Origin of the sequence: Streptomyces sp. NPDC048001 (assembly GCF_043203115.1) — a bacterium.
GTDB lineage: Bacteria > Actinomycetota > Actinomycetes > Streptomycetales > Streptomycetaceae > Streptomyces > Streptomyces sanyensis.
Genome location: NZ_JBIDBN010000015.1, coordinates 31,413 through 54,041 on the forward strand (window position 1 = coordinate 31,413; position 22,629 = coordinate 54,041).

Annotated in this window: 17 protein-coding genes and 1 other RNA gene; 12 read left to right on the forward strand and 6 right to left on the reverse strand. The window is 74.7% G+C overall.

Annotated elements, in window-relative coordinates; all coding sequences use genetic code 11:
- The first annotated feature begins 140 nt into the window (after positions 1 to 140).
- The gene (locus ACGF15_RS25525) at positions 141 to 758 is read left to right on the forward strand and encodes a TetR/AcrR family transcriptional regulator (RefSeq protein WP_345611333.1); all 618 of its coding nucleotides are present in this window, start codon (positions 141 to 143) and stop codon (positions 756 to 758) included.
- Between the two features lie 56 nt (positions 759 to 814).
- Here the strand turns inward: ACGF15_RS25525 and ACGF15_RS25530 are convergent, their stop codons facing one another.
- The 4 genes from ACGF15_RS25530 to ACGF15_RS25545 all read right to left on the reverse strand — a co-directional run bounded on the left by ACGF15_RS25530 (position 815) and on the right by ACGF15_RS25545 (position 7,758).
- Positions 815 to 1,756, reverse strand: a complete 942-nt coding sequence (locus ACGF15_RS25530; RefSeq protein WP_392802235.1) for a carbohydrate ABC transporter permease — start codon at positions 1,754 to 1,756, stop codon at positions 815 to 817.
- Entirely contained in the window at positions 1,753 to 3,015 is a 1,263-nt protein-coding gene (locus tag ACGF15_RS25535; RefSeq protein WP_392802368.1) for a carbohydrate ABC transporter permease, read from the reverse strand. The genes ACGF15_RS25530 and ACGF15_RS25535 overlap by 4 nt, the downstream gene beginning before the upstream one ends.
- A 79-nt stretch (positions 3,016 to 3,094) precedes the next feature.
- Positions 3,095 to 4,447, reverse strand: coding sequence for an ABC transporter substrate-binding protein (locus ACGF15_RS25540; protein WP_362611871.1), 1,353 nt, complete (start codon positions 4,445 to 4,447; stop codon positions 3,095 to 3,097).
- A gap of 188 nt (positions 4,448 to 4,635) precedes the next feature.
- Entirely contained in the window at positions 4,636 to 7,758 is a 3,123-nt protein-coding gene (locus ACGF15_RS25545; RefSeq protein WP_392802238.1) for an FHA domain-containing protein, read from the reverse strand.
- A 506-nt stretch (positions 7,759 to 8,264) separates the two neighbouring features.
- Between ACGF15_RS25545 and ACGF15_RS25550 the strand changes: the two genes are divergently transcribed.
- From ACGF15_RS25550 to ACGF15_RS25565, 4 genes are all read left to right on the forward strand, one after another.
- Positions 8,265 to 9,962, forward strand: coding sequence for a protein kinase (locus ACGF15_RS25550; RefSeq protein ID WP_362611865.1), 1,698 nt, complete (start codon positions 8,265 to 8,267; stop codon positions 9,960 to 9,962).
- A 240-nt stretch (positions 9,963 to 10,202) separates the two neighbouring features.
- Positions 10,203 to 11,471 (forward strand): serine/threonine-protein kinase, encoded by a 1,269-nt coding sequence (locus ACGF15_RS25555; RefSeq protein ID WP_392802242.1) that lies wholly within the window; start codon positions 10,203 to 10,205, stop codon positions 11,469 to 11,471.
- A gap of 112 nt (positions 11,472 to 11,583) precedes the next feature.
- The gene (gene prfB, locus ACGF15_RS25560; protein WP_345611321.1) at positions 11,584 to 12,690 is read left to right on the forward strand and encodes a peptide chain release factor 2; all 1,107 of its coding nucleotides are present in this window, start codon (positions 11,584 to 11,586) and stop codon (positions 12,688 to 12,690) included.
- Positions 12,691 to 12,956: 266 nt separating this feature from the next.
- Complete coding sequence (locus ACGF15_RS25565; protein WP_392802245.1) at positions 12,957 to 13,781, forward strand: hypothetical protein; 825 nt, start codon at positions 12,957 to 12,959, stop codon at positions 13,779 to 13,781.
- Between the two features lie 143 nt (positions 13,782 to 13,924).
- Here ACGF15_RS25565 and ACGF15_RS25570 read toward each other — a convergent pair whose 3' ends face one another.
- Complete coding sequence (locus ACGF15_RS25570) at positions 13,925 to 14,107, reverse strand: hypothetical protein (RefSeq protein ID WP_345611314.1); 183 nt, start codon at positions 14,105 to 14,107, stop codon at positions 13,925 to 13,927.
- A 256-nt stretch (positions 14,108 to 14,363) separates the two neighbouring features.
- Between ACGF15_RS25570 and ftsE the strand changes: the two genes are divergently transcribed.
- The 5 genes from ftsE to ssrA all read left to right on the forward strand — a co-directional run bounded on the left by ftsE (position 14,364) and on the right by ssrA (position 18,233).
- Complete coding sequence (gene ftsE, locus ACGF15_RS25575; RefSeq protein WP_256523355.1) at positions 14,364 to 15,053, forward strand: cell division ATP-binding protein FtsE; 690 nt, start codon at positions 14,364 to 14,366, stop codon at positions 15,051 to 15,053.
- A 32-nt stretch (positions 15,054 to 15,085) separates the two neighbouring features.
- The gene (ftsX, locus tag ACGF15_RS25580; RefSeq protein WP_392802249.1) at positions 15,086 to 16,003 is read left to right on the forward strand and encodes a permease-like cell division protein FtsX; all 918 of its coding nucleotides are present in this window, start codon (positions 15,086 to 15,088) and stop codon (positions 16,001 to 16,003) included.
- Positions 16,004 to 16,070: 67 nt separating this feature from the next.
- Entirely contained in the window at positions 16,071 to 17,231 is a 1,161-nt protein-coding gene (locus ACGF15_RS25585) for a S41 family peptidase (protein WP_362607308.1), read from the forward strand.
- 18 nt (positions 17,232 to 17,249) lie between these two features.
- Positions 17,250 to 17,729, forward strand: a complete 480-nt coding sequence (smpB, locus tag ACGF15_RS25590; protein WP_345611305.1) for an SsrA-binding protein SmpB — start codon at positions 17,250 to 17,252, stop codon at positions 17,727 to 17,729.
- Positions 17,730 to 17,838: 109 nt separating this feature from the next.
- Positions 17,839 to 18,233: a transfer-messenger RNA gene (gene ssrA, locus ACGF15_RS25595) on the forward strand.
- An 84-nt stretch (positions 18,234 to 18,317) separates the two neighbouring features.
- Here the strand turns inward: ssrA and ACGF15_RS25600 are convergent.
- Positions 18,318 to 19,685, reverse strand: a complete 1,368-nt coding sequence (locus ACGF15_RS25600; protein ID WP_392802253.1) for an MFS transporter — start codon at positions 19,683 to 19,685, stop codon at positions 18,318 to 18,320.
- A gap of 82 nt (positions 19,686 to 19,767) precedes the next feature.
- Between ACGF15_RS25600 and ACGF15_RS25605 the strand changes: the two genes are divergently transcribed.
- Together ACGF15_RS25605 and ACGF15_RS25610 are read left to right on the forward strand one after the other, a co-directional pair.
- The gene (locus ACGF15_RS25605) at positions 19,768 to 20,730 is read left to right on the forward strand and encodes a LysR family transcriptional regulator (RefSeq protein ID WP_392802256.1); all 963 of its coding nucleotides are present in this window, start codon (positions 19,768 to 19,770) and stop codon (positions 20,728 to 20,730) included.
- Positions 20,731 to 21,083: 353 nt separating this feature from the next.
- Complete coding sequence (locus ACGF15_RS25610) at positions 21,084 to 22,436, forward strand: nitrate/nitrite transporter (RefSeq protein WP_345611298.1); 1,353 nt, start codon at positions 21,084 to 21,086, stop codon at positions 22,434 to 22,436.
- Positions 22,437 to 22,629: the final 193 nt, after the last annotated feature.

Consider the following 22,629-nt stretch of genomic DNA (forward strand, 5'->3'; position numbering starts at 1 on the left):
GCGGGGGATCGCTTTCGTGTCGGGCCCGTCGGCTCCGGTGCGCCGCGGGCGGGCGGCACAAGGACGGGACGATACCGTTTCGTCGCTACGGGACCTTAGGCAGCGCGGCGTCGCAACGCAACCGTTTCGTCGTTGCGGGTATGCTTCCGGCCATGCCTGCACAACCGGGAACCCCGCGGCGCGCCCCCGCCGGAGCGGCCGTGCTGCGGGACGACGTGACGGCGGCGATCCGCACGGCCGTCTTCGAGGAGCTTGCCGAGACGGGCTTCGCCCGCATGTCCGTCGAGGGCATCGCCCGGCGCGCCGGGGTCGGCAAGACCGCGGTCTACCGTCGCTGGAAGTCCAAGCTCGCCCTCGTCCTCGACCTCGTCACCGCCGTGGCCGCGCAGGGGCTGCCCGTCCCGCGGACCGGCTCCCTCCACGGGGATGTGCGCGCCCTGCTGGAGGTGGCCGCCCATGCGCTGCGGCACCCGGTGGCCTCGCGCGTGATCCCCGAACTGCTGGTGGAGTCCGCCCGCAACCCGGAGATGGCGCAGGCCGTCAAGGCGGTGCTGCTCGACAGCCGCGACGGCGTGGCGGCGGTCGTCGTGCGCGAGGCCGTGGCCCGCGGCGAGCTGCCCGAGGGAACCGACCCGGACCGCGCGCTGGACCTGATCGCGGGCCCGCTCTACTGGCGGCTGGCCGTCGTCGGCGGCGACCTGCCCGAGGGCTACCTGGACGGGCTCGCGGTGTCGGCGGTCGCGGCCCTCACGGCCTGACCGCCCCCGGCCGCCCTTCCGTCCGGGCCCGGTGCGTCACCGCCCGCGCCCGGCCCCTACTTCACCGCGCCCGCCATCACACCGGAGACGAACTGGCGCTGGAAGGCGAAGAACACCGCCAGCGGCACCAGCATCGACACGAAGGCCCCCGGGGCGAGCACGTCCACGTTGTTGCCGAACTGCCGTACCTGCTGCTGGAGCACCACCGTGATCGGCGCCCCGCCGGGGTCCGCGAAGACCAGCGCCACCAGCATGTCGTTCCACACCCACAGGAACTGGAAGATCGCCAGGGAGGCGATCGCCGGCCCGCCGAGCGGCAGCACCACCCGGGTGAAGAGCCGCACCTCGCCCGCCCCGTCGAGCCGGGCGGCCTCCAGCAGCTCCCGGGGGATCTGCGCGAAGAAGTTCCGCAGCAGGAAGACGGCGAACGGCAACCCGAAGGCCACATGGAACAGGACCACCCCGAGCGTGGTCTCGAAGAGGCCGACCACACCGAAGAGTTCCGAGACCGGCAGCAGTGCCACCTGCACCGGCACCACCAGCAGGCCGACCACCACCAGGAACAGCGCGTCCCGGCCGGGGAAGTCCATCCAGGCGAAGGCGTACCCGGCGAGCGCGCCGACCACCACGAGCAGCACCGTGGAGGGCACGGTGATCATCGCGGTGGACAGCAGGGAGCGGGTGACCGCCTCGTTCTCCAGCAGGCGCGCGTAGTTCTCCCCGGTCAGCTGCGCCGGGGCGGTCAGCACCCGCCACCAGCCGCTCGCGGCGATGTCGCCCGGTGCGCGCAGCGAGGAGAGCAGCAGGCCGACCGTGGGCGTCAGCCAGAACAGCGCGGTCAGTACCAGGAACACCCGCACCGCACCGCCGCCCACCCGTGCGGCGGCCCGTGCGGCAACCGGGGGCCGGGCGGAAGCGGGTCCGGACCGCCGGGCGGCCCGGGCCCGCCCGGCGTCCCCCTCGGCCGCCTGGCCGGACGGTGCGGTCGGTGCGCTCATCGGCGGGCGTCCCTTCGTATCCGGCGGATGTTGGCGACCATCACCGGCAGCACCAGCACGAGCAGCAGGACCGCGATCGCGCTCCCCAGTCCCGGATCCGCGTCCGTCCCGAAGGAGGACCGGTACAGCTGGAGGGCCAGCACGTTGGCGTCGTCCTGGGAGGAGCCCGGGGCGATGACGAACACCAGGTCGAAGATCTTCAGTACGTTGATCGTCAAGGTCACCAGGACCACCGCCAGTACGGGCGCCAGCAGCGGCACGGTGATCCTGCGGAAGACCTGCCACTCGCTCGCCCCGTCCACCCGGGCGGCCTCCGTCAGCTCCCTCGGGACCCCCGCGAGGCCGGCCGCGATCAGCACCATCGCGAAGCCCGCCCACATCCAGACGTAGCTGCCGATGATCGCCGGGGTGACGAGGGCCGGGCCGAGCCAGCTCACACCGTTGTAGGGCTCCCGGAAGTTCTCGGCCGGCAGACGCAGCACCGCGCCCTCCGCCGCCGCGGGCAGCGTGAACGAGCCGTCCGCCGCGGCCCGGGTCTCGGCGACCACCGACCCGTCCCGCACCGCCTGGACCACGAGGCCCTCCAGGCCCCGCTCCCCGGGATCGACGACGTTCGGCACGCCCTGGCCGCCCCGGGTGAAGTCCAGCCACGCCGTCCCCCCGACGCCCTCCTCGGGCGCGCGGGGGGCCCGCGCCGGGCGGGCGCCGGACGGCAGGTCCGCCGGGGCCACCCCGACCAGGGGCAGCAGCACCGCCGTGCCCGCCGCCACCGGCTCCCGGGTGACGAACGCGCCCTCTCCGCCGTCCCGGAGCGGATGCTCGGGCAGCGGACGCGCCCTGGGGAAGCCCCCGGCCTCGTGGAAGACGTCATGGACGCCGACGGCCACGGCGTTGGCCACCCCGCGCTCCGGGTCCTGCTCGTACACGAGCCGGAAGATGATGCCGGCGGCGAGCATCGAGACCGCCATCGGCATGAAGACGACCAGCTTGAACGCGGTCGCCCAGCGCACCCGTTCGGTCAGCACCGCGAAGACCAGCCCCAGTGCGGTGGCCGCGGTGGGCGCGAGCACGACCCACACCGCGTTGTTGCGCACGGCCGTCAGGACGGTGTCGTCCGTGAAGATCGCGACGTAGTTGCCGACCCCCGCGAAGGCCCCGGAGCGGTCGAGGAACGAGCGGTGCACCGAGTAGCCGATCGGGTACAGCACCAGGGCACCGAGCAGGATCAGGGCGGGCAGCAGGAAGACCCCCGCCACCACCCGGCGGGTGCCGGCCCGGGGCCCGCCCGCGGGGAGCGGGGACCGTGCCGCGCCCCCCTTCGCCGCGGCGGCCACGGCCTCAGTCCCGGTAGGCCGCGGCCGCGTCGGCCTCCAGCCGCCGCTGGGTTCCCGCCACGTCCCGCGGGTTCTTCAGGAAGTCCTGGAGGGCCTTCCACGCCCCCTTGCCCGGCGTCCCGCCGAAGGACTGCGGCATCCGGTCCGACATGTCGAAGCGGAAGTCGTCACCCGCCGCGATCAGCGCCTCGGCGATCCCCCGCTGCACGTCGTTCGGGTAGGCGCCGGGGTCCAGGGCCCTGTTCGGCGACAGGAAGCCGCCCGCGCCCGCCGAGATGGCCGCCGCGTCCGGGGAGGCCAGGAAGGTCAGCAGCGCCTGGGCGCCCTCGCCGTCCCTCAGGGCGACCGCCGCGTCGCCCCCGGTCACCACCGGGGCCTTGCCGCCCACCGCCGGGAAGGGGAAGACCCGGGCGTCCGTCCCGATCTCCGCGTCCGTCTGCGCGATGTTGACGGCCACGAAGTCCCCCTCGAAGACCATGGCCGCCCGGGGGGCCTCGCCTCCGGTGAAGGTCTGCGTCACCGAGGCCGGGAACTCCGTCTGGAGGGCGCCGTCCGCCCCGCCCGCGATCAGCGACTCGTCGCCGAAGAGCTCGGCGAGCGTGGTCAGCGCCCGCGCCACCGACGGATCGGTCCACGGGATCTCGTGCCGCCCCAGCCGGTCGTACGACTCGGGCCCCGCCTGCGAGAGGTAGACGTTCTCGAACCAGTCGGTGAGGGTCCAGCCGTCCGCACCGGCGACGGAGACCGGGGTGACGCCCGAGGCCGAGACGGTCCGCGCCGTGCGGAGGAACTCCTGCCAGGTGGCCGGCTCGTCCACCCCCGCGTTCTCAAAGACCGCGCTGTTGTACCAGACCAGGGACTTGTTGGCGGCCTTGTAGTACACCGCGTACGCGGTCCCGTCCACGGTGCCGAGCTCCCGCCAGCCCGGGGAGTAGTTCTTCTCCAGCTGCGCCGCCGCCTCCGGCCCGACCGGCTTCGCCCAGCCGCGCTCCACGGCCTGCTCGACGGCCCCGACCTGGGGCAGCATCGCCACGTCCGGAGGGCTGCCGCCGGCGATCTTCGTGCCCAGGAAGGTGACGATCGGGTCCTGGGCGGGCACGAAGGCGACCTCGGCGCCGGTGCGGCGCTCGAACTCCTCCAGCACCCTGGTGAAGTTCTCCTGCTCGGGGCCGCTCCACACCGCGGCCACCTGCAGCGACTCGCCGTCCAGGCGGGGGAGTTCGACCGTGCGGGCCGCACCGCCGCCCGCGTCGTCACCGGGCCCGCCCCCGTCGCCCCCGCCGCAGCCGGCGAGTGCCAGCGCCCCGACCGCCGCGGCCGCCACCGCGGCCCTGCCCGTACGAAGAGTTGTGCGCATCGCTGCCCGCCTCTCCCGTGGCTGCTGTCCCGTTACAGCAGGTGTACGCCCGGCTCCGGGGTGTCGCAATACCGCGCTCGGGGCCGACGGGCCCTTCGTGATGGGCTTGTGACGTGGCGTCAGCAGGGCGGGGGTGACGGATCCGGCCCCGCGGCCCCGCGGCCCCGCGGCCCCGCCGCCCCGCGGGCTCAGGGCCGGTGGGCCGGGGTCAGGGGAGCCGGGGGCTGCGCCGACACCGAGCGGGCCGCCCGCTCCAGCGCGCTCGCCAGCAGGGCCAGGTCGGTGGGCCCGTTGCCCAGCTCGCGCACCGGGCGCCGGGTCGGCGGGTCCCCCATCCGCTCCCACTCCAGCGGCACCACCGTCGGACGCAGCGTCGCGGTGCGCGGGATGCGGCCGGTCACCCGGCCGCCCTGGAAGGCGGTGGTCCGCCCGTCGGGATGCCCCACCGCGCCCCGGCCCGGGGCCGGGTCCTCCGGCCCCGGCGCGACCGCGGGCGCCCGGAGGACCACCCGCAGGCGGGCCTCCTCGGCGAGCCGGGTGTCCGCCGTCCGGTCGGGGCGGGCGGAGGAGGCGACCAGGTGCACCCCGAGGCGTCCTCCCTCGCGGGCCACGGCCTCCAGGGCGCGCACCACGGAACCGGAGGCCGGGCGGCCCGGGCTGCCGAGGGCGGGGTCCACCAGCGCGTCGAAGTCGTCCACCAGGACCACCAGCCGCGGCAGCGGGTCCGGCCCCGGAGGCTCGGTACGGCCCCCGGGGCGCAGCCGGAGCGTGCCGGAGGGCGGGGAGTGGAGGTCCCCGCGGTCGTCGGCGGCCTCGGGGGCCGTCCGCGGCCCGACCACACGGCCCCCGCCGCGGCGCGCGGCGTGCCAGGCGGCGAAGTCCGTGCCCGCCAGCAGCTCCGCACGGCGCTTCAGCTCCCCGCCCAGAGCCTGCGCGAAGGCCCGCATCCGCACCGGGTCCCCGGCGGGCAGGTGCTCCATGACGTGGGGCAGTTCGGCACACGCCGCCAGCCCGCCCCCGCGCTCGCCCGCCGCCCCGTCGACCAGCAGCAGCCCCAGCCGGTCCGGCCGGGCGGCCGCCGCCAGGGACGCCGCCACCGACCGCAGCAGCTCGGTGCGCCCGCAGCCCGCGGGCCCCTCGACCAGCAGATGCGGACCCTCCGCGGCCAGGTCCACGGACACCGGGCCCTGCGGACCGGCGCCGAGCACCACCGCCGTGTCCCCGGCCGACGCCCAGCGGGCCATCAGGGACGCGGGCGTGGCCCGGGCCAGCCCCAGTTCGTCCAGCAGGCGGGCGCTGCGCGGCAGGGCCGACACCCGGCCCTCCCCGGCGCCGCCCTCGGCGCGCAGCGGCGCCAGGGCGCGGCCGAAGCGCTCGGCCCAGGCCACGGAGACGCCGTCGCCGGTCCCGACCGTGCCGTGCCCCGCGGTGCGGCCGCCCGCCACCCGCAGCACCCGCAGCGCCGTCGCGACCTCGCCGCTCAGCAGGCCGACCGCGCCGCACTCCCGGAAGGGCCGCGAGGCCGCGCACGCCGCCTCGTAGGTGGCGGCCACCGGGGACAGCGGCGAGGCGGCCGGGGTCTCGGCGAGGCAGACCAGGTGGATCCCCACGGCAGGCCCCGCCTCCGCCAGCCGGGCGACCGCCTCGCGCAGGGCCGCCGTGCCCGGGTCGCCGTCCACCACGACGACCGTGCGCGGTCCGGTGTGGCGCGCGGCGGCCTCGGCCACGGCGGCGCGGTCGGCGCTCGGCCACTCCGGGCCGAGGGGGCCGTCGTCCAGGCGCCGGGTCAGCTCGGCCGTGCGGGCGGCCGCCTGGTCCCGGTCGAAGGCGAGCAGCAGGCGGCAGTCCTGGCCGTGCGCGGGCCGCAGATGGGGGAGCCAGCCCAGCCAGCCCCACTCCCGTGCGCGCTCCCCGGCCTCCTGGGGCCGCTCCGCCGCGATCAGCACCAGCTCCAGCCCGGCGGGGGAGTGCAGCGCGGCGAGCTGGGCGACCACCGAGCGGGCCAGGCCGGTCAGGCGGGACCTCGGCCCGGCGAGCCCGAGGGAGCCCGCCTCCCGCAGCCCGACGGTCACGGGGACGGACGCCAGGTCCGCCCGGTCCGCGGTGCCGAGCCGCACCACCAGCGACTCCGGATGCGTCCCGTCCCGCTCCCACAGCCGGGGCCCCGGGCGCAGCGCGTCCAGCAGCAGGGCGGCGGGGTCGGGCCAGCGCTCCGCTCCGCCGCCGTCGGGCCGGGCCGGCGGACGGCCGTCCTCCCGGGCGGGCCCGGTGTCCGCCTCCCGGGTCCCGGCAAGCCGGCGCGCCCAGGCTCCTATGCCCCGGCGGCGCTGTCCCGGTGCGGTCGCGGGGGGTGCGCCGGGGCGGCCGTCCCCGTCCGCGTCCGTCCCGCCGGCGGGGGCGTCCGGGGACCGGGGCGGCAGGCCCGGTACGCCGGACAGGTCGAGCGGGCGGCCGTGGGTGGCACCGCCGGAGGGCGCGTGCGGGCCGGTGGCCGGGTGCCCGGCGGACGGCGCCTGCGGGGCGGAGGGCGCGTACTGGGCGGGCACCCGGAGGCCGCCGCGGGCGGGCGGCTCCGCCGGGGGACGGCCGGAGGCCGCGGGCACCGCGTCCGCGGCGCGGTCCTCCGCCGGGGAGCCGCCGCCGTCCGGGGAGGGCCCGCCGGGGCGGCCCACCCGCAGGTGGCCCTCCCCGTCGGGGGCCGTCGGCAGCGGCTCCGCGGGGGTGGGGAGGGCCAGCCGCAGCACCGACTCGCCGACCCGCAGCAGCGCGCCCGGGGCCAGGCGGACCGGGCGCTCGCGCACGGGGGAGCCGTCGACGGTGGTCCCGTTGGTGGAGCCGAGGTCCGCCACGGTGACGCGGCCGTCCTCGCCGACCGTCACCTCGCAGTGGAAGCGGGAGACGTCCGGGTCGTCGACCGCGACGTCGGCCTCGGCCGAGCGGCCCACGCCGACCCGTCCGCCGTGCAGCAGGTGGACCCCGCCCGCGTCCGGCCCGGCGACCACGTGGAGCCGGGCCGCGGCGTCCGCGGCCCCGGACTCCTCCGCGGCGGGGGAGTGGAGGGAGAGCACCGCGCCGTCCAGCAGGGGAGGCACGCCCAGGGTGCTGCGCCGGGGGTCCAGCCGCTCGGAGCCCGCGTACAGCACCACGGGACCGGAGGAGGCGCCGTCCGGGCCGGTCACCGCGGAGGACAGCCCCGAGGCGACCGCGCCCAGCGCGGTACCGGCCGGGGCGGTGACCAGCACGTCGCAGGCGCGTCCCGCCGAGGCGGCCGGGCCGCCGCGCGGCCCGAGCACGGTGAACCGGATCTGCATCGCGGTCTGCAATCCCTTCTGCGCGGTCGCCCGGCAGGGGAGCTGCCCTGATCGCCTCGCCCCCACCCGGCAGGTCGGCACAGGAGACAGGGTCCGGGCCGCCGCCGGGCACGCGGGCGCGGGCGCGCCGACGCGCCGGGCGGGCCCGGGTGGCTCTGTGCTGAGGGCATCCTTGCACCTGTGGCGCGCAACACGCCCGGCCCCCATCCATAAGTGATCTTGAATGGTCGACTCCGTACGCAAAAGTGCCTGGTCGACCCGGAGGCGGGGATGGATCATGCCGGAAAGGTGAGCTTCGTTACCGTTCCGTCCTCTTCTGCGCGGCAACCGCGCGTACGAGGCCCGCGTCTGTCTTCGAGCAGGGGCGACCGGGGAAGAGATGCCCTCGCGGCAGCCGGCGCCCCCTGCCACGGCATTACAGTGGGCCGGACACCGGGCGGCCGTCAGGATCAGAGGATCATCGGCGGCCCGGACCATGGAGGACCCCGATCAGCAGGGAGCGCGACGTGCGGCCGGTTGGCAGCAAGTACCTGCTCGAGGAGCCGCTCGGGCGCGGCGCCACGGGCACCGTCTGGCGTGCGCGCCAGAGGGAGACGGCGGGCGCCGAGGCGGCCGTTCCCGGGGAGCCCGGCGAGACCGTGGCGATCAAGGTCCTCAAGGAGGAGCTCGCCAACGACGCGGACGTGGTGATGCGCTTCCTGCGGGAGCGCTCCGTCCTGCTGCGGCTCACCCACGCGAACATCGTGCGCACCCGCGACCTGGTCGTCGAGGGCGATCTCCTCGCCCTGGTCATGGACCTGGTCGACGGCCCCGACCTCCACCGCCACCTGCGGGAGAGCGGACCCCTGTCCCCGGTCGCCGCCTCGCTGCTGACGGCGCAGATCGCCGACGCGCTCGCCGCCAGCCATGCGGACGGGGTCGTGCACCGGGACCTGAAGCCCGCCAACGTCCTGCTGCGGACCGACGCGGACGGCCAGATGCACCCGATGCTCACCGACTTCGGCATCGCCCGGCTGGCCGACTCCCCGGGGCTCACCCGCACCCACGAGTTCGTCGGCACGCCCGCGTATGTCGCGCCGGAGTCCGCCGAGGGGCGCCCCCAGACCTCCGCCGTCGACGTCTACGGCGCCGGGATCCTGCTGTACGAGCTGGTCACCGGCCGTCCCCCGTTCTCCGGCGGCACCGCCCTGGAGGTGCTGCACCGGCATCTCAGCGAGGAGCCCCGCCGCCCCACCACCGTTCCCGAGCCCCTGTGGACGGTCATCGAGCGCTGCCTCCGCAAGGAGCCCGGGGAGCGTCCCAGCGCCGAGAACCTGGCCCGTGCGCTGCGCACCGTGGCCGAGGGGATCGGCGTCCGCGCCGGCGCCGCCCAGGTCGACGCCGCACTCGGGGTCGGCGCGCTGCTCGCCCCCGACCCCTCGCCCGCCCCCGTCCCGGACACGCCGGGGGCCTCCGACGCGACCCAGGTCCTGCCGAACACCGGCCCCTCCGGTGCGTCCGCCTACGACCCGTCCGCGGCCACCAGCGTGCTGCCGCAGACCGGTCCGCCCGGCGGCGCCGACCCGACCTCGGTGATGCCGCCGGTGCCGGGGCCGGAGGAGCCGCACCCCTGGCAGTCCCAGCTGAGGGCTGCCCGGGACCGCAACGAGCAGACGCAGATGCAGTACCTGGACCCGAGCCAGGACCCGCTGCGCCGCCGTCCGCAGCGCCAGCCGCAGCCCCAGCCGCCGCAGCCGCACCAACCGCAGCCCCAGCCGCCGCAGCGCAGGTCGGCCCAGCCCCCGCCCTACGCGCCGCCCCCGGCGCCCTACCAGGGCGGCGGTCGGCAGCCCGAGCCGTACCGGCAGCAGCAGGCCCCCCAGCCCTACCGGCAGCCGCAGGCGCCCCAGCCGTACGCTCCGCCGCAGCCGCCACCGCCCCAGCAGCCCGCCGCCCGCCCGCCGCGGGAGCCCAGGGAGCCGCGGCGCCGCAGCGCCAACCCCGTCCGCATCCCGGGACTGGGCTGCCTCAAGGGCTGCCTGGTCATGGTCGTGCTGCTCTTCATCGGCGGCTGGCTCATCTGGGAGCTGACACCGCTGCAGGGGTGGATCGCCGAGGGCAAGGGCTACTGGGAGGCGCTCGGGGACGGCATCTCGACGGTCACCGACTGGATCTCCACACTCGGCGACGCCCAGGACGCGGGCGAGCAGATCACCGGGCCGTAGGGTCCGTTCCCCCGGGCCCCGGGGAGCCCCGGGGCCCGCGCCGAGGGGGCCTGCGCCCGGGAGGCGCCCGTGCGGGCGCCTCCGCCGTTCAGGGCGGCGGCACTCCGGGTGATGCTATGGATTTGTCGACTTCCGTAGGCTGATTTATCCCGCAGAAGTGGAGGTCGGCGACATCCTGGGCACGGACCTCCCCGGCGCCCGCGTACTTTAGGGCCAACGCCTGCCGCTGAGGGAGCAGTCTTGGCACGAAAAATCGGCAGCCGGTACACGGCCCATCAGATCGTGGGGCGGGGAAGCGCCGGCACGGTGTGGCTCGGCGAGGGCCCCGAGGGCCCTGTCGCCGTCAAACTGCTGCGCGAGGACCTGGCCTGCGACCAGGAGCTCGTCGGCCGCTTCGTCCAGGAGCGCACCGCGCTCCTCCAGCTGGACCACCCCCGCATCGTCGCGGTCCGCGACCTGGTGGTCGACGGCAACGACCTCGCCCTGGTCATGGACCTGGTCCGCGGCACCGACCTGCGCACCCGCCTCGACCGGGAGCGGCGGCTGGCGCCCGAGGCGGCCGTCGCCATCACCGCCGACGTCGCCGAGGCGCTGGCGGCCGCGCACGCCGCCGGTGTCGTCCACCGCGACGTCAAGCCGGAGAACATCCTGCTGGACATGGAGGGGCCGCTCGGCCCCGGCGGCGCCCACCCCGCGCTGCTCACCGACTTCGGCGTCGCCAAGCTGATCGACACCCCGCGCCGCACCAAGGCAGCCCGCGCCGCGGGCGGCGCCCCCAACGCCTCCGGGATCATCGGCACGCCCGACTACATCGCGCCCGAACTCGTCGAGGGCCTCCCGCCCCGCGCCGCGGTCGACATCTACGCCCTGGCCACCGTGCTCTACGAGCTCCTGGCGGGCTTCACGCCCTTCGGCGGCGGGCACCCCGGCGCGGTCCTGCGCCGCCATGTCACCGAGACCGTCGTACCGCTCCCCGGCATCCCCGAGGAGCTCTGGCAGCTGATCGTGCAGTGCCTGGCCAAGGCGCCCGCCTCCCGGCTGCGCGCCTCCGAGCTCGCCCAGCGCCTCCACGACCTCCTCCCCCTGCTGCGCGGGATCCCGCCGCTGGAGGTCGACGAACCCGGCACCGAGCCCGCCCCCGAGCCCTGGGAGGAGGACGAGCCGGAACGGCCGGCCGCTCCCCGCCGGCGGGGAGCCGTCCCCCTCGTGCCCGGTGCGGCGTCCGCGGACGCCAACCGGGACACCCACACCTCGATGAGGGTGCCCGCCCCGGACGAGCTCGCGGGCGGCGCCCACGGCACCGCCCGGGCCCCCCGGGCCCCTGGCCAGCGCCGCCCCGGCTCCGCCCGCAACCGGGCCGCCGCGGTCCGCAGGCGCCGCCTCACCGTGGGGGCGGTGGCGGTGGCCCTGGCGGCCGTCGCCGGGGTGGGGGGCTGGCTGGCCCTGGACGGCGACGGCGGCCAGGTCCCGCCGGGCAGCACCCGCCAGTCCGTGCCCGCCGAGCCCTGACCGCCTCCGCCCCCGCCCGCTCCGGCCCCGCCGCCCGGCGGGGCCGGAGCCCGGAGGAGGCTGTGGGCCGGGGCCAGCACGGGGCACGCCGTCCAGCCGTTAGGCTGGACCCGTGGCAGTCGTCGATGTATCCGAAGAGCTGAAGTCCCTCTCCTCGACCATGGGGTCGATCGAGGCCGTCCTGGACCTCGAGGCGATGAGGGCAGACATCGCCGCGCTCGAGGAGCAGGCGGCGGCACCGTCCCTGTGGGACGACCCCGAGGCGGCGCAGAAGATCACCAGCAGGCTCTCGCACCTCCAGGCCGAGGTCCGCAAGGCAGAGGCCCTGCGCGGCCGTATCGACGACCTCGAAGTCCTCTTCGAGCTCGCCGAGGCCGAGGACGACCCGGAGACGCGTGCCGAGGCCGAGACCGAGCTGGAGGCCGTGCGCAAGGCGCTGGACGAGATGGAGGTCCGCACCCTGCTGTCCGGCGAGTACGACGAGCGCGAGGCGCTGGTCAACATCCGCGCCGAGGCGGGCGGCGTGGACGCGGCCGACTTCGCCGAGCAGCTCCAGCGCATGTACCTGCGCTGGGCCGAGCGGCACGGCTACGGCACCGAGGTGTACGAGACCTCCTACGCGGAGGAGGCCGGCATCAAGTCGACCACCTTCGTCGTCAAGGCCCCCTACGCCTACGGCACGCTCTCCGTCGAGCAGGGCACCCACCGGCTGGTGCGCATCTCGCCCTTCGACAACCAGGGGCGCCGCCAGACCTCCTTCGCCGGTGTCGAGGTCCTGCCGGTGGTCGAGCAGTCCGACCACGTGGAGATCGACGAGTCCGAGCTCCGCATCGACGTGTACCGCGCCTCCGGGCCCGGCGGCCAGGGCGTCAACACCACGGACTCCGCCGTCCGCATCACGCACATCCCCACCGGCATCGTGGTCTCCTGCCAGAACGAGCGCTCCCAGATCCAGAACAAGGCGAGCGCGATGAACGTCCTCCAGGCGAAGCTGCTGGAGCGCCGCCGCCAGGAGGAGCAGGCCAGGATGGACGCCCTCAAGGGCGACGGCGGCAACTCCTGGGGCAACCAGATGCGTTCGTACGTCCTGCACCCGTACCAGATGGTGAAGGACCTGCGCACCGAGTTCGAAGTCGGCAATCCCCAGTCCGTGTTGGACGGTGAGATCGACGGCTTCCTGGAAGCCGGAATTCGCTGGCGCAAGCAGCAGGAGAAGTAACTCCTCGCTTTGTCGACAAGGGAACTGCCGCTCAGGGAGCGGCAGTTCCTTTTTGTGTCACAGTTGATCGTTGCAGCTCAGGCAAGTGGCTGTATATCGGGCATCGCCCCCGCAAACGACCTTGACGCTCCTGCCGAAAATCGGAAGGGTGTCGTACGGCATGTGCGATTTCGGGGCGTGTCGTGAACGGGAGAGTTCTGACACCCGTGGTGCCGCCGCCCCGCGCAATGTCCTGATGACGATGAGCTACTGGGGGTAGCAGACACATGACGAAGAAGACGCGGATCCGCGTCGCACGCATAGCCGCCGGCGCTGTCATCGCCGCGGGTGCGTCGCTCACCGCCGCTGGTGCCGCGCAGGCTTTCGACCTGACCGGTATCGAGGCCGAGGCGGGTCTGGGCATCAACGAGGGCGAGGGCGAGACCGTCTCCGGTGCCATCGGCGGTGTCGACGAGGGTGCTGCGGGCGAGCCGACGGGTGGTGCGACCACGGGTGACGCGTCCGGTGGTGCGACCACGGGCGATGCGTCCGGTGGTGCGACGACCGGTGACGCGACGGGTGGTGCGACCACGGGCGATGCGTCCGGTGGTGCGACGACCGGTGACGCGACGGGTGGTGCGACCACGGGTGACGCGTCCGGTGGTGCGACCACGGGCGATGCGTCCGGTGGTGCGACCACGGGTGACGCGACGGGTGGTGCGACGACCGGTGACGCGTCCGGTGGTGCGACCACGGGTGACGCGTCCGGTGGTGCGACGACCGGTAACGCGACGGGTGGTGCGACCACGGGTGACGCGACGGGTGGTGCGACCACGGGTGACGCGACGGGTGGTGCGACCTCCGGCGGTTCCGCCTCCGGCGGCAGCGGCGCCGACCCGAACGGCGGCGTGATCGAGGGTGACGCCCCCGCCGGCACCACCCCCGACAGCGTCGGCTCGCAGCCGGTGCAGCAGGGCGAGGTCAAGGAGGAGCTGGCGGAGACCGGCGCCGCCGAGACCACCTTCCTGCTGCTCGGCGCGGCGACCATGATCGCCGGAGGCATCGGCTTCCGCATGCTGCCGCGCCTCGTCGGCGGCAGCGCCGCGGTCTGAGGCCGCACCGCGCGGTGACCGTCCGATACGGGCGGTGACGGCGTGACGGTCCGAGACGGACCGTCGTGCACCGCACGCGCGAAGGAGGGCCCGGGATGCGTCCCGGGCCCTCCTTCGCGTGCGTCCGCCGGACGCCGGGGGCGTCAGACGGCCAGCAGTGCCACAGCCGCCACGAGGACCACCAGCAGCGCCAGCAGCGCCGCGGGATTCAGCCCGGCGAACGGGCCCCCCTGCTGGAGGCGCTCCCGGTTGGCCCTGCACACCGGGCAGCGGCCCTCCGACACGGGGGCCGCGCAGTTCCCGCACACGAGCCGGTCGTAGGTCATGCGCTCTCCTCCTCCCGCGCACCCGGGGCCGCGGAGTGGCCGCGGACCGTCAGCGGAATGTCTCTCCCCGGAACGCACCGGGAAACGCCTCTGTTCCCCTACCACTGTGCCAGCTGCGGCGCCTTTCGGCGCGCCCCGCCGGATCACCCCCGCCCCGCGACAGGATAAATCGGTCAAGTCGGGACCGTGTCTGCACGGCCTGTGCGGCTTCGCGTATGGTCACGCTCACCTACTCCCGGCGACCCGTGGTGCATCCGTGATCCGATTCGACAGCGTCTCCAAGAGCTACCCCAAGCAGAACCGACCTGCCCTGCGCGACGTCTCCCTCGAAATCGAGAAGGGGGAGTTCGTCTTCCTCGTGGGGTCGTCGGGCTCGGGCAAGTCGACCTTCCTCCGGCTGCTGCTGCGCGAGGAGCGGGCCAGCCAGGGCGCGGTCCACGTCCTGGGCAAGGACCTCGCCCGCCTCTCCAACTGGAAGGTGCCCCACATGCGCCGCCAGCTGGGCACGGTCTTCCAGGACTTCCGGCTGCTGCCCAACAAGACCGTGGCGGAGAACGTGGCCTTCGCGCAGGAGGTCATCGGCAAGCCGCGGGGCGAGATCCGCAAGGCCGTCCCCCAGGTTCTCGACCTGGTCGGCCTCGGCGGCAAGGAGGACCGGATGCCCGGCGAGCTCTCGGGCGGTGAGCAGCAGCGCGTCGCCATCGCGCGCGCCTTCGTCAACCGGCCGCTGCTGCTGATCGCCGACGAGCCGACCGGAAACCTCGACCCGCAGACCTCGGTCGGGATCATGAAGCTGCTCGACCGGATCAACCGCACGGGCACCACCGTGGTGATGGCGACCCACGACCAGAACATCGTCGACCAGATGCGCAAGCGCGTCATCGAGCTCGAGAAGGGCCGGCTCGTCCGCGACCAGGCCCGCGGCGTCTACGGCTACCAGCACTGAGCCCGGACAGACTGAAAGGCTGAAAGCACGCCATGCGCGCCCAGTTCGTCATGTCGGAGATCGGTGTCGGTCTCCGTCGAAACCTCACGATGACCTTCGCCGTCGTCATCTCCGTGGCCCTGTCGCTGGCCCTGTTCGGTGGTGCCCTGCTCATGCGGGAGCAGGTCAACACCATGAAGGACTTCTGGTACGACAAGGTCAACGTCTCCATCTTCCTCTGCAACAAGAACGACGCCTCCACCGCGCCGCAGTGCGCCAAGGGTGCCGTCACCACGGCGCAGAAGGAGCAGATCGAGTCCGACCTGGAGGCCCTCGACCTGGTCGACACCGTCCAGCACGAGACGGCGGAGGAGGCGTACAAGCACTACAAGGAGCAGTACGGCGACACCCCGATCGCCGCCACCATCACGCCCGACCAGATGCAGGAGTCCTTCCGGGTCAAGCTGCACGACCCCGAGAAGTACCAGGTGGTGGCCACCGCGTTCGCCGGGCGCGACGGCGTGCACTCGGTCCAGGACCAGCGGGACATCCTCCAGAACCTCTTCGGCCTGATGAACGGCATGCGGATCGCGGCGCTGTGCGTGATGGGCCTGATGCTGGTGATCGCGATGATGCTGATCGTCAACACCGTGCGGGTGTCGGCGTTCAGCCGCCGTCGGGAGACCGGCATCATGCGGCTCGTGGGGGCGTCCAGTTTCTACATCCAGACGCCGTTCATCATGGAGGCCGCGGTCGCGGGCCTGCTGGGTGGTGCCGTCGCCTGCGTGATGCTCCTCGTCGGCCGCTACTTCCTGATCGACAACGGCCTGGCCCTCGCGGACAAGATGCAGCTGGTCGACTTCATCGGCTGGGACGCGGTGCTCACCAAGCTGCCGCTGGTGCTCGCGATCGGACTGCTGATGCCCGCCGTTGCTGCTTTCGTCGCGCTCCGCAAGTACCTGAAGGTGTGAGAAGCGCCCCGGGCGCCGTACGGCCAACCGCCGTACGGCGCCCTTCGCTTGTCCTAGACTCGGCGCCATGTCAGGCCCCGAGTTCTGTCGAAGGCCCCACGGCATCCGCCGCGGGGCGGCCCTGACCTTGGTCTTCGCGACCGTGCTCGCCACCGCGGCGGTCGCCGGCGTCCTCCCGCGCGAGGACGCCGAGGAGCCGCGGCGCGCCCAGCCCGCGCGCGCGGCGGGGGCGACCGTGGACCGCGAGGGCCTGGCACGCGCGGCGGCCGAGGCCATGGCCGACGGCAAGTCCGGTACGGAGGCGGCCGAGCAGTTCGTCAGCCGCAGCGGCGACCGCTGGGGCGCCGTCTACGACCGCCGCGAGTACGAGGAGTTCGCCGACGCCCTCGACGGCGAGTACAGCGGGGTGGGCCTCGGTGCCCGGCGCGACGCCGAGGGCCGTGTCGAGGTCTCCGAGGTGCAGCAGGACGCTCCCGCCGCGCGCGCCGGGATCCGCCCGGGCGACCTGCTGCTGTCCGTCGGCGGCGAGGAGGTCGCGCACCGCCCCGTGACCGAGGTGGTGGCCCTGCTGCGCGGCCCCGAGGGCACCGCGGTCCGCCTCGGCCTGGAGCGCGAGGGCCGCCGCTTCACCGCCGAACTGGAGCGCGTCCGCCTCCTCACCCAGTCGGTCACGGTCCGCAGGCTGAGCCGCGAGGCCGTGCTGATCAGGGTCGACGCCTTCACCAAAGGGTCGGGCGAGCGGGTGCGCCGCGCCGTGGCGGAGGCCCCGCGCGAGGCGGGCGTCCTGCTCGACCTGCGCGGCAACCCGGGCGGTCTGGTCAGCGAGGCCGTCGAGGCGGCCTCCGCCTTCCTGGACGGCGGCCTGGTGGCCACCTACGACGTCCGCGGCGAGCAGCGGGCGCTCTACGCCGAGCCCGGCGGCGACACCCGGCGGCCCCTGGTCGCGCTGGTCGACGGTGGGACCATGAGCGCCGCCGAACTGGTCACCGGCGCGCTCAAGGACCGGGGCCGGGCGGTGACCGTCGGTGCCCGCACCTTCGGCAAGGGCTCGGTGCAGATGCCGAGCCGGCTGCCCGACGGCTCCGTCGCCGAGCTCACCGTGGGCCTCTACCGCACTCCGGCCGGTCACCATGTGGACGGCACGGGCATCGCACCGGACCTCGCCGCCGACGAGAGGGCCGAGGAACGGGCCGCCACGGTATTGGGTGGCCTCAGGGGGGCCTCGTAGTGCGAAAATGACCGCACTATGGCAAAGGAAAAGGGGCGCAAGCTGATCGCCCAGAACAAGAAGGCCCGGCACGACTACCACATCCTGGACACCTACGAGTGCGGTCTCGTGCTCACGGGTACCGAGGTGAAGTCGCTGCGCCAGGGCCGGGCCTCGCTGGCGGACGGCTTCGTGCAGATCGACGGCGGCGAGGCGTGGCTGCACAACGTGCACGTTCCCGAGTACAGCCAGGGCACCTGGACGAACCACAGCGCCCGGCGCCGCCGCAAGCTGCTGCTGCACCGGGAGGAGATCGACAAGCTGGAGTCCAAGTCCCAGGAGACCGGTCACACCATCGTCCCGCTCGCCCTGTACTTCAAGGACGGCCGGGCCAAGGTCGAGATCGCGCTGGCGAGGGGCAAGAAGGAGTACGACAAGCGCCAGACGCTGCGGGAGAAGCAGGACCGCAGGGAGGCGGACCGGGCCGTCTCGGCCGCCCGCCGCAAGCAGCGCGCCTGAGGGGCCACCCCGCGGGGGACCACCCCGCGAGGGAATGCGCTGGCATCGTCGTGCGTTGGTCACGTACGATGGCATCGCCCCTGGAGACGGGGGCTTGTCAACTCAACATGGGGATGATCGGTTTCGACAGCGGATGTCGAAGCAGGGGAAGCGTGTCGAGGAAGCGGCAATGATCTCGTTAACCATATGTCGCAACCAATAATCGCCAATTCCAAGCGCGATAACTCCGAAGCCTTCGCCCTCGCTGCCTGATAAGCAGTAGAGACGAACCTTCACTCATGGAGCGTCAGCCCGGGGCTGTTCCCGACCCGGTTCCTGGCGTCAGCTAGGGAACTAAACCTCTAGGCCCGGTCACGGGGTCGAGAGGGAAATCACACAGTGACTGAGCCCGTCGGAGACTTGTCCGCGTGATCTCCGGGGCTGAGAAAATCGCAGCGGACTGCACACGGAGAAGCCCTGGTTCCGCACCGTTGGACGCGGGTTCGATTCCCGCCATCTCCACCGACGGGGCCCGGGGGCGCGATGCCCCCGCCGCCCTGCCACCCCATGTGGGTGAAGGCCCGCCGGCCCCGTGCCGGCGGGCCTTCGTCATGCCCGGCCGCCGCGCCCCCGGCCCGCCGCGGCCACCGCCCAGGCCAGGGCCGCGGCGCACACCGGCACCAGATAGCCCGCGGCCGGCTCCAGGCGCTCGACCGTCCAGCCCCCCGCGGCCGAGCCGGCGGCGATGCCGCCCAGCAGCGCCGTGACCGCCAGCGTCATGCCCTCGTTCGCCCGTCCGGCCGAGGTGAGCCGCTGGACCGCCGTCATCCCCGCGACCATGGCCGGAGCCGTCGCCGTCCCCGCGACCAGCAGCGCCGCCGCGAGCAGTGCGAGCCGGTCCGTGAGGACCGCCGCCAGCAGGGGCAGCGTCGTCAGGGCCGTCATCCCGGCCAGGCACCACGGCAGCGCCACCGCCCGGCGGGTCCTGCCGTACAGCAGCCCGGCTGCCCCGGACCCTGCGGCCGCCAGGCCGAGCACCGCGCCTCCGGCCGCCCCGCCCACCTCGGCCAGGGTGACCACCTCCGTCGCCCCGAACACCGCCCCCGTGGCCAGGAAGACCCCGAGCAGCGGGCGCATCCCCGGCACCCGCACGGGGGCGGCGGCGGTGCTGCGCCCGGAGACGGGCGGCTCGGTGCCGCGCTGGGCCGCGAACAGCAGCACCCCGCTCAGCAGCAGCAGGGCCGCCGCCACCGTGCCCGCCTCCACGAACAGCGCCGAGCACAGCAGCGCCGCCAGCACCGGCCCCAGCATGAAGCACAGCTCGTCCACGGCCTGCTCCACCGCGTTCGCGGTGTGCCGGGCCCCCGGGGCCCCGCGCAGCAGGTGTCCCCAGCGGGCCCGGCACATCCCGCCGACGTTCGGGCAGGTGGCCGTCGCGGCGTACGCCGCGAACAGCGTCCAGGCCGGGGCACCGGAGCGGACGCACAGCACCAGGGCCAGCTGCCCGAGGACCGCCAGCAGGGCGGCGGGGACGGCCACCCGCGCCTGTCCGTACCGGTCGACCAGGCGCGCCGTGACGGGGGCGACCAGCGCGGTGGACGCCAGGCCCGTCGCGGTGACGGCCCCGGCGAGCGCGTACGACCCCCGGGTGTCCGCGATCATCAGGATCGCGGACACCCCGAACATGCCGGCGGGGAGCCGCGCCAGCAGGCCGGCCGCGGTGAACGCCCGGGTTCCGGGGATCCCGAAGAGCCGCCGGTAGGGGCCCGGCGGGCGGCGGGAGGGGCCCGGCGCACCGCCCGCGTCGCCGCCGGTCCGGAGACCGCGGGTGCGGAGACCACCGGTGCGGGGACCACCGGTGCGGCGCCCCTCGCAGCCGTGGGCGTCGAGACGGGGGACGAGGGCGGGCGCACCGGGTGCGAAGGAGGGCGGCGCGGAGCGCACGGCCGTGGTGGGCCGCGAAGGGGTGGCGGGCATGCCCCCAGCCTCGTGCCGCGGCCCGGGGCCGGTCCAACACCTGTCGGATGGCCATTGACGCACCCGTGTTGTTGAATGCGCTGTGCCCCGAGACCTGGATCCGCGCCTCCTGCGCGCCTATGTGGCCGCCGCCGAGGAACTCCACTTCACCCGTGCCGCGGCCCGTCTGTTCGTCGCCCAGCAGGCACTCAGCCGGGACATCCGCCGCCTGGAGCGGGAACTCGGCACGGAGCTGTTCCTCCGCACCACCCGCCAGGTCGCCCTCACCGGTGACGGCGAGCGCCTGCTGCCGCACGCCCGCCGGATGCTGGCCGCCCAGGAGGACCTGCTGGCCGCCGCCCGAGGCGCCGACCGTCCGCTGCTCGTCGACCTCAACACCGCCGGGCTCAGCTCCGGCCGGGTGCTCGCCCGGGCCCGGGAACTGGCTCCCGACCACGAACTCATGGCCCGCTACGAGAGCGGGCTCGCGGGTGCCGCGGCGGAGATCGCGGCCGGCCGGCTCGACGTCTCCTTCGGCCGTTTCGCCGGACTCGGGGCGGAGGTGCGCGCCGTGCTCCGCCACCGGCCCGTCCGGCTGGAGCCGATGGCCGTGCTGCTCGCCGGGGGCGACCCGCTCGCCGCCCTCGACCGGGTGCCGCTCGCCGCGCTCGCGGGGCGCAGGCTCTACGCCGGCGCGGGCAACCCGTGCACCGCCGAGTGGACCGACCTCGCCGCCCGCCTCGTCGACGGCCGGGGGGTCGCGCTCTCCCCGCCCGCCCCGATGGCGGTGGGCATGGAGGAGTTCCGGCGGGTCATGGCCAGGGGCGGCGACCCGGTGCTCGCCGTGGTGGACCACCCGGTGCCCCCGGGTGTGGTGCTGCGGCCGCTCGTCGACCCGGTACCGCTCTCCCCGGTCTCGATGGTGTGGCGCAGGGGGCTGGCCCATCCCGGCCTGGACGCCCTGGTCTCCGCCGCGGACGAGCTCGCCGCCCGGGAGGGCTGGCTCCACGAACCGGCCGGCTCCTGGCTGCCCGAGGGGGACCGTGCGGTGATGCGCGGCACCTGACACCGCACGGGCCCGTCCCGGCGGCGATCGTGTGCCGGCGCGCGGACCGCCCGCCGAGGACGGCGAGGTGGGTGCTGCGGCGTGGAGGCCGTGTGCCCCGCGCGCGGACCGCCCGCCGCCGTCCGTCCGCACCGGGCACCGTCAGCCATCCAGCCATCCAGCCATCCAGCCATCCAGAGCCAGCCTCCGACGCCGCCCGCCCGCCTCCGACGCCGCGGACCGCCCGCCCGCCTCACGGCCGCCGTGTCCACCAAGTGAGAGCAACGTTCCGCACCGGTCACCTCGCGCCACCCGACGGAAACGAGCCGTCCCTAGCGTCGTCCCCACGACCGGACACAGGTGGAGGGCGCACGATGGCAGGCCGTTGGATCGAGCACTGGGACCCCGAGGACGACACGTTCTGGAAGACGCAGGGGGAGCGCATCGCGCGCCGCAACCTCGCCTACTCCGTGTTCAGCGAACACATCGGCTTCTCCGTGTGGAGCCTGTGGTCGGTGATGGTCCTCTTCATGGGACCCGAGTACGGAGTGGACCCCGCGGGCAAGTTCTTCCTCATCGCGACCGCCACCCTGGTCGGCGCACTGATCAGGGTGCCCTACACCTTCGCCGTGGCCCGCTTCGGCGGCCGCAACTGGACGGTGTTCAGCGCCGCCCTGCTCCTCCTCCCGGCCGGTGCGGCCTGGTTCGTGATGGAGCCCGGCACCTCCTACACGACCTTCCTGCTGGTGGCGGCGCTCACCGGTGTGGGCGGTGGGAACTTCGCCTCCTCGATGACCAACATCAACGCCTTCTTCCCGCTGCGCAAGAAGGGCTGGGCGCTGGGGCTCAACGCGGGCGGCGGCAACATCGGCGTCCCCGTCATCCAGCTCGCCGCCCTGCTGGTCATCGGCACCGCGGGGGCCGCGCACCCGCGGCTGCTGATCGGCGCCTACCTGCCCCTGATCGTGGTCGCCGCCCTCGGCGCCGCCCTGCGGATGGACAACCTCGCCCCGGTCCGCAACGACACCGGCGCGGCCCGGGAGGCCCTCAGGGAGCCCCACACCTGGGTCATGTCCCTCCTCTACATCGGCACCTTCGGCTCCTTCATCGGCTACAGCTTCGCCTTCGGCCTGGTGCTCCAGACGCAGTTCGGCCGCACGCCCCTGCAGGCGGCCTCGCTCACCTTCGTCGGGCCGCTGCTCGGATCGCTGGTCCGGCCCGTCGGCGGGCTGCTCGCCGACCGCTTCGGCGGCGCGCGCATCACCCTGTGGAACTTCGTCGCCATGGCCGCCGCGACCGGGGTGGTCGTCGCCGCCTCGGTGCGCGCCTCGCTGCCGGTCTTCCTCGTCGGCTTCATCGCCCTGTTCGTCCTCACCGGACTGGGCAACGGCTCCACGTACAAGATGATCCCGGGCATCTTCCAGAACAAGGCACTGGAGCGGGGCATGACGGGCGAGGCGGCGGCCGCCTACGGGCGACGGCTGTCGGGCGCGGCCATGGGGTTCATCGGGGCGATCGGCGGTGTCGGGGGCCTCGCGATCAACCTCGCCTTCCGCCAGTCCTTCCAGACCGCGGGCACGGGCACCGCGGCCTTCGCGGCCTTCCTCGCCTTCTACCTGGTCTGCACGCTGGTGACCTGGGCGGTATACCTTCGCCGGCCCGCCGCCGCACCCGCCCCGGCCGCGTCGCACGAGGGCGAACCCCGGCCCGCCTACGCCCAGGTGTGACCCGGGCCGCCGCAAGGGGCGTCCCGGACCCGTCACCGTGACAGGGCCGGAAACACCGGCGGTGCCCCGCGTAACGGCGGGGAAACGCCGGTGATCCGGGCCTGTCACGCGACTTTGGCAGGCTCGGCCGCCACGTTCACCGCCCTGCGGGGCGACCGCCGCAGAGGGCGGTCCGCCGGGCGACATCCAGTGG

Excerpts from the sequence above, each read along its gene's own strand:
- ACGF15_RS25600 (WP_392802253.1), bottom strand. The coding sequence starts at position 19,685 with ATGCCCGCCACCCCTTCGCGGCCCACCACGGCCGTGCGCTCCGCGCCG.
- ACGF15_RS25530 (WP_392802235.1), bottom strand. The coding sequence starts at position 1,756 with ATGAGCGCACCGACCGCACCGTCCGGCCAGGCGGCCGAGGGGGACGCC.
- ACGF15_RS25610 (WP_345611298.1), top strand. The coding sequence starts at position 21,084 with ATGGCAGGCCGTTGGATCGAGCACTGGGACCCCGAGGACGACACGTTC.
- ACGF15_RS25570 (WP_345611314.1), bottom strand. The coding sequence starts at position 14,107 with ATGACCTACGACCGGCTCGTGTGCGGGAACTGCGCGGCCCCCGTGTCG.
- ACGF15_RS25525 (WP_345611333.1), top strand. The coding sequence starts at position 141 with ATGCTTCCGGCCATGCCTGCACAACCGGGAACCCCGCGGCGCGCCCCC.
- ACGF15_RS25585 (WP_362607308.1), top strand. The coding sequence starts at position 16,071 with ATGTCAGGCCCCGAGTTCTGTCGAAGGCCCCACGGCATCCGCCGCGGG.
- ACGF15_RS25545 (WP_392802238.1), bottom strand. The coding sequence starts at position 7,758 with ATGCAGATCCGGTTCACCGTGCTCGGGCCGCGCGGCGGCCCGGCCGCC.
- ACGF15_RS25540 (WP_362611871.1), bottom strand. The coding sequence starts at position 4,447 with ATGCGCACAACTCTTCGTACGGGCAGGGCCGCGGTGGCGGCCGCGGCG.
- ACGF15_RS25565 (WP_392802245.1), top strand. The coding sequence starts at position 12,957 with ATGACGAAGAAGACGCGGATCCGCGTCGCACGCATAGCCGCCGGCGCT.
- ftsX (WP_392802249.1), top strand. The coding sequence starts at position 15,086 with ATGCGCGCCCAGTTCGTCATGTCGGAGATCGGTGTCGGTCTCCGTCGA.
- smpB (WP_345611305.1), top strand. The coding sequence starts at position 17,250 with ATGGCAAAGGAAAAGGGGCGCAAGCTGATCGCCCAGAACAAGAAGGCC.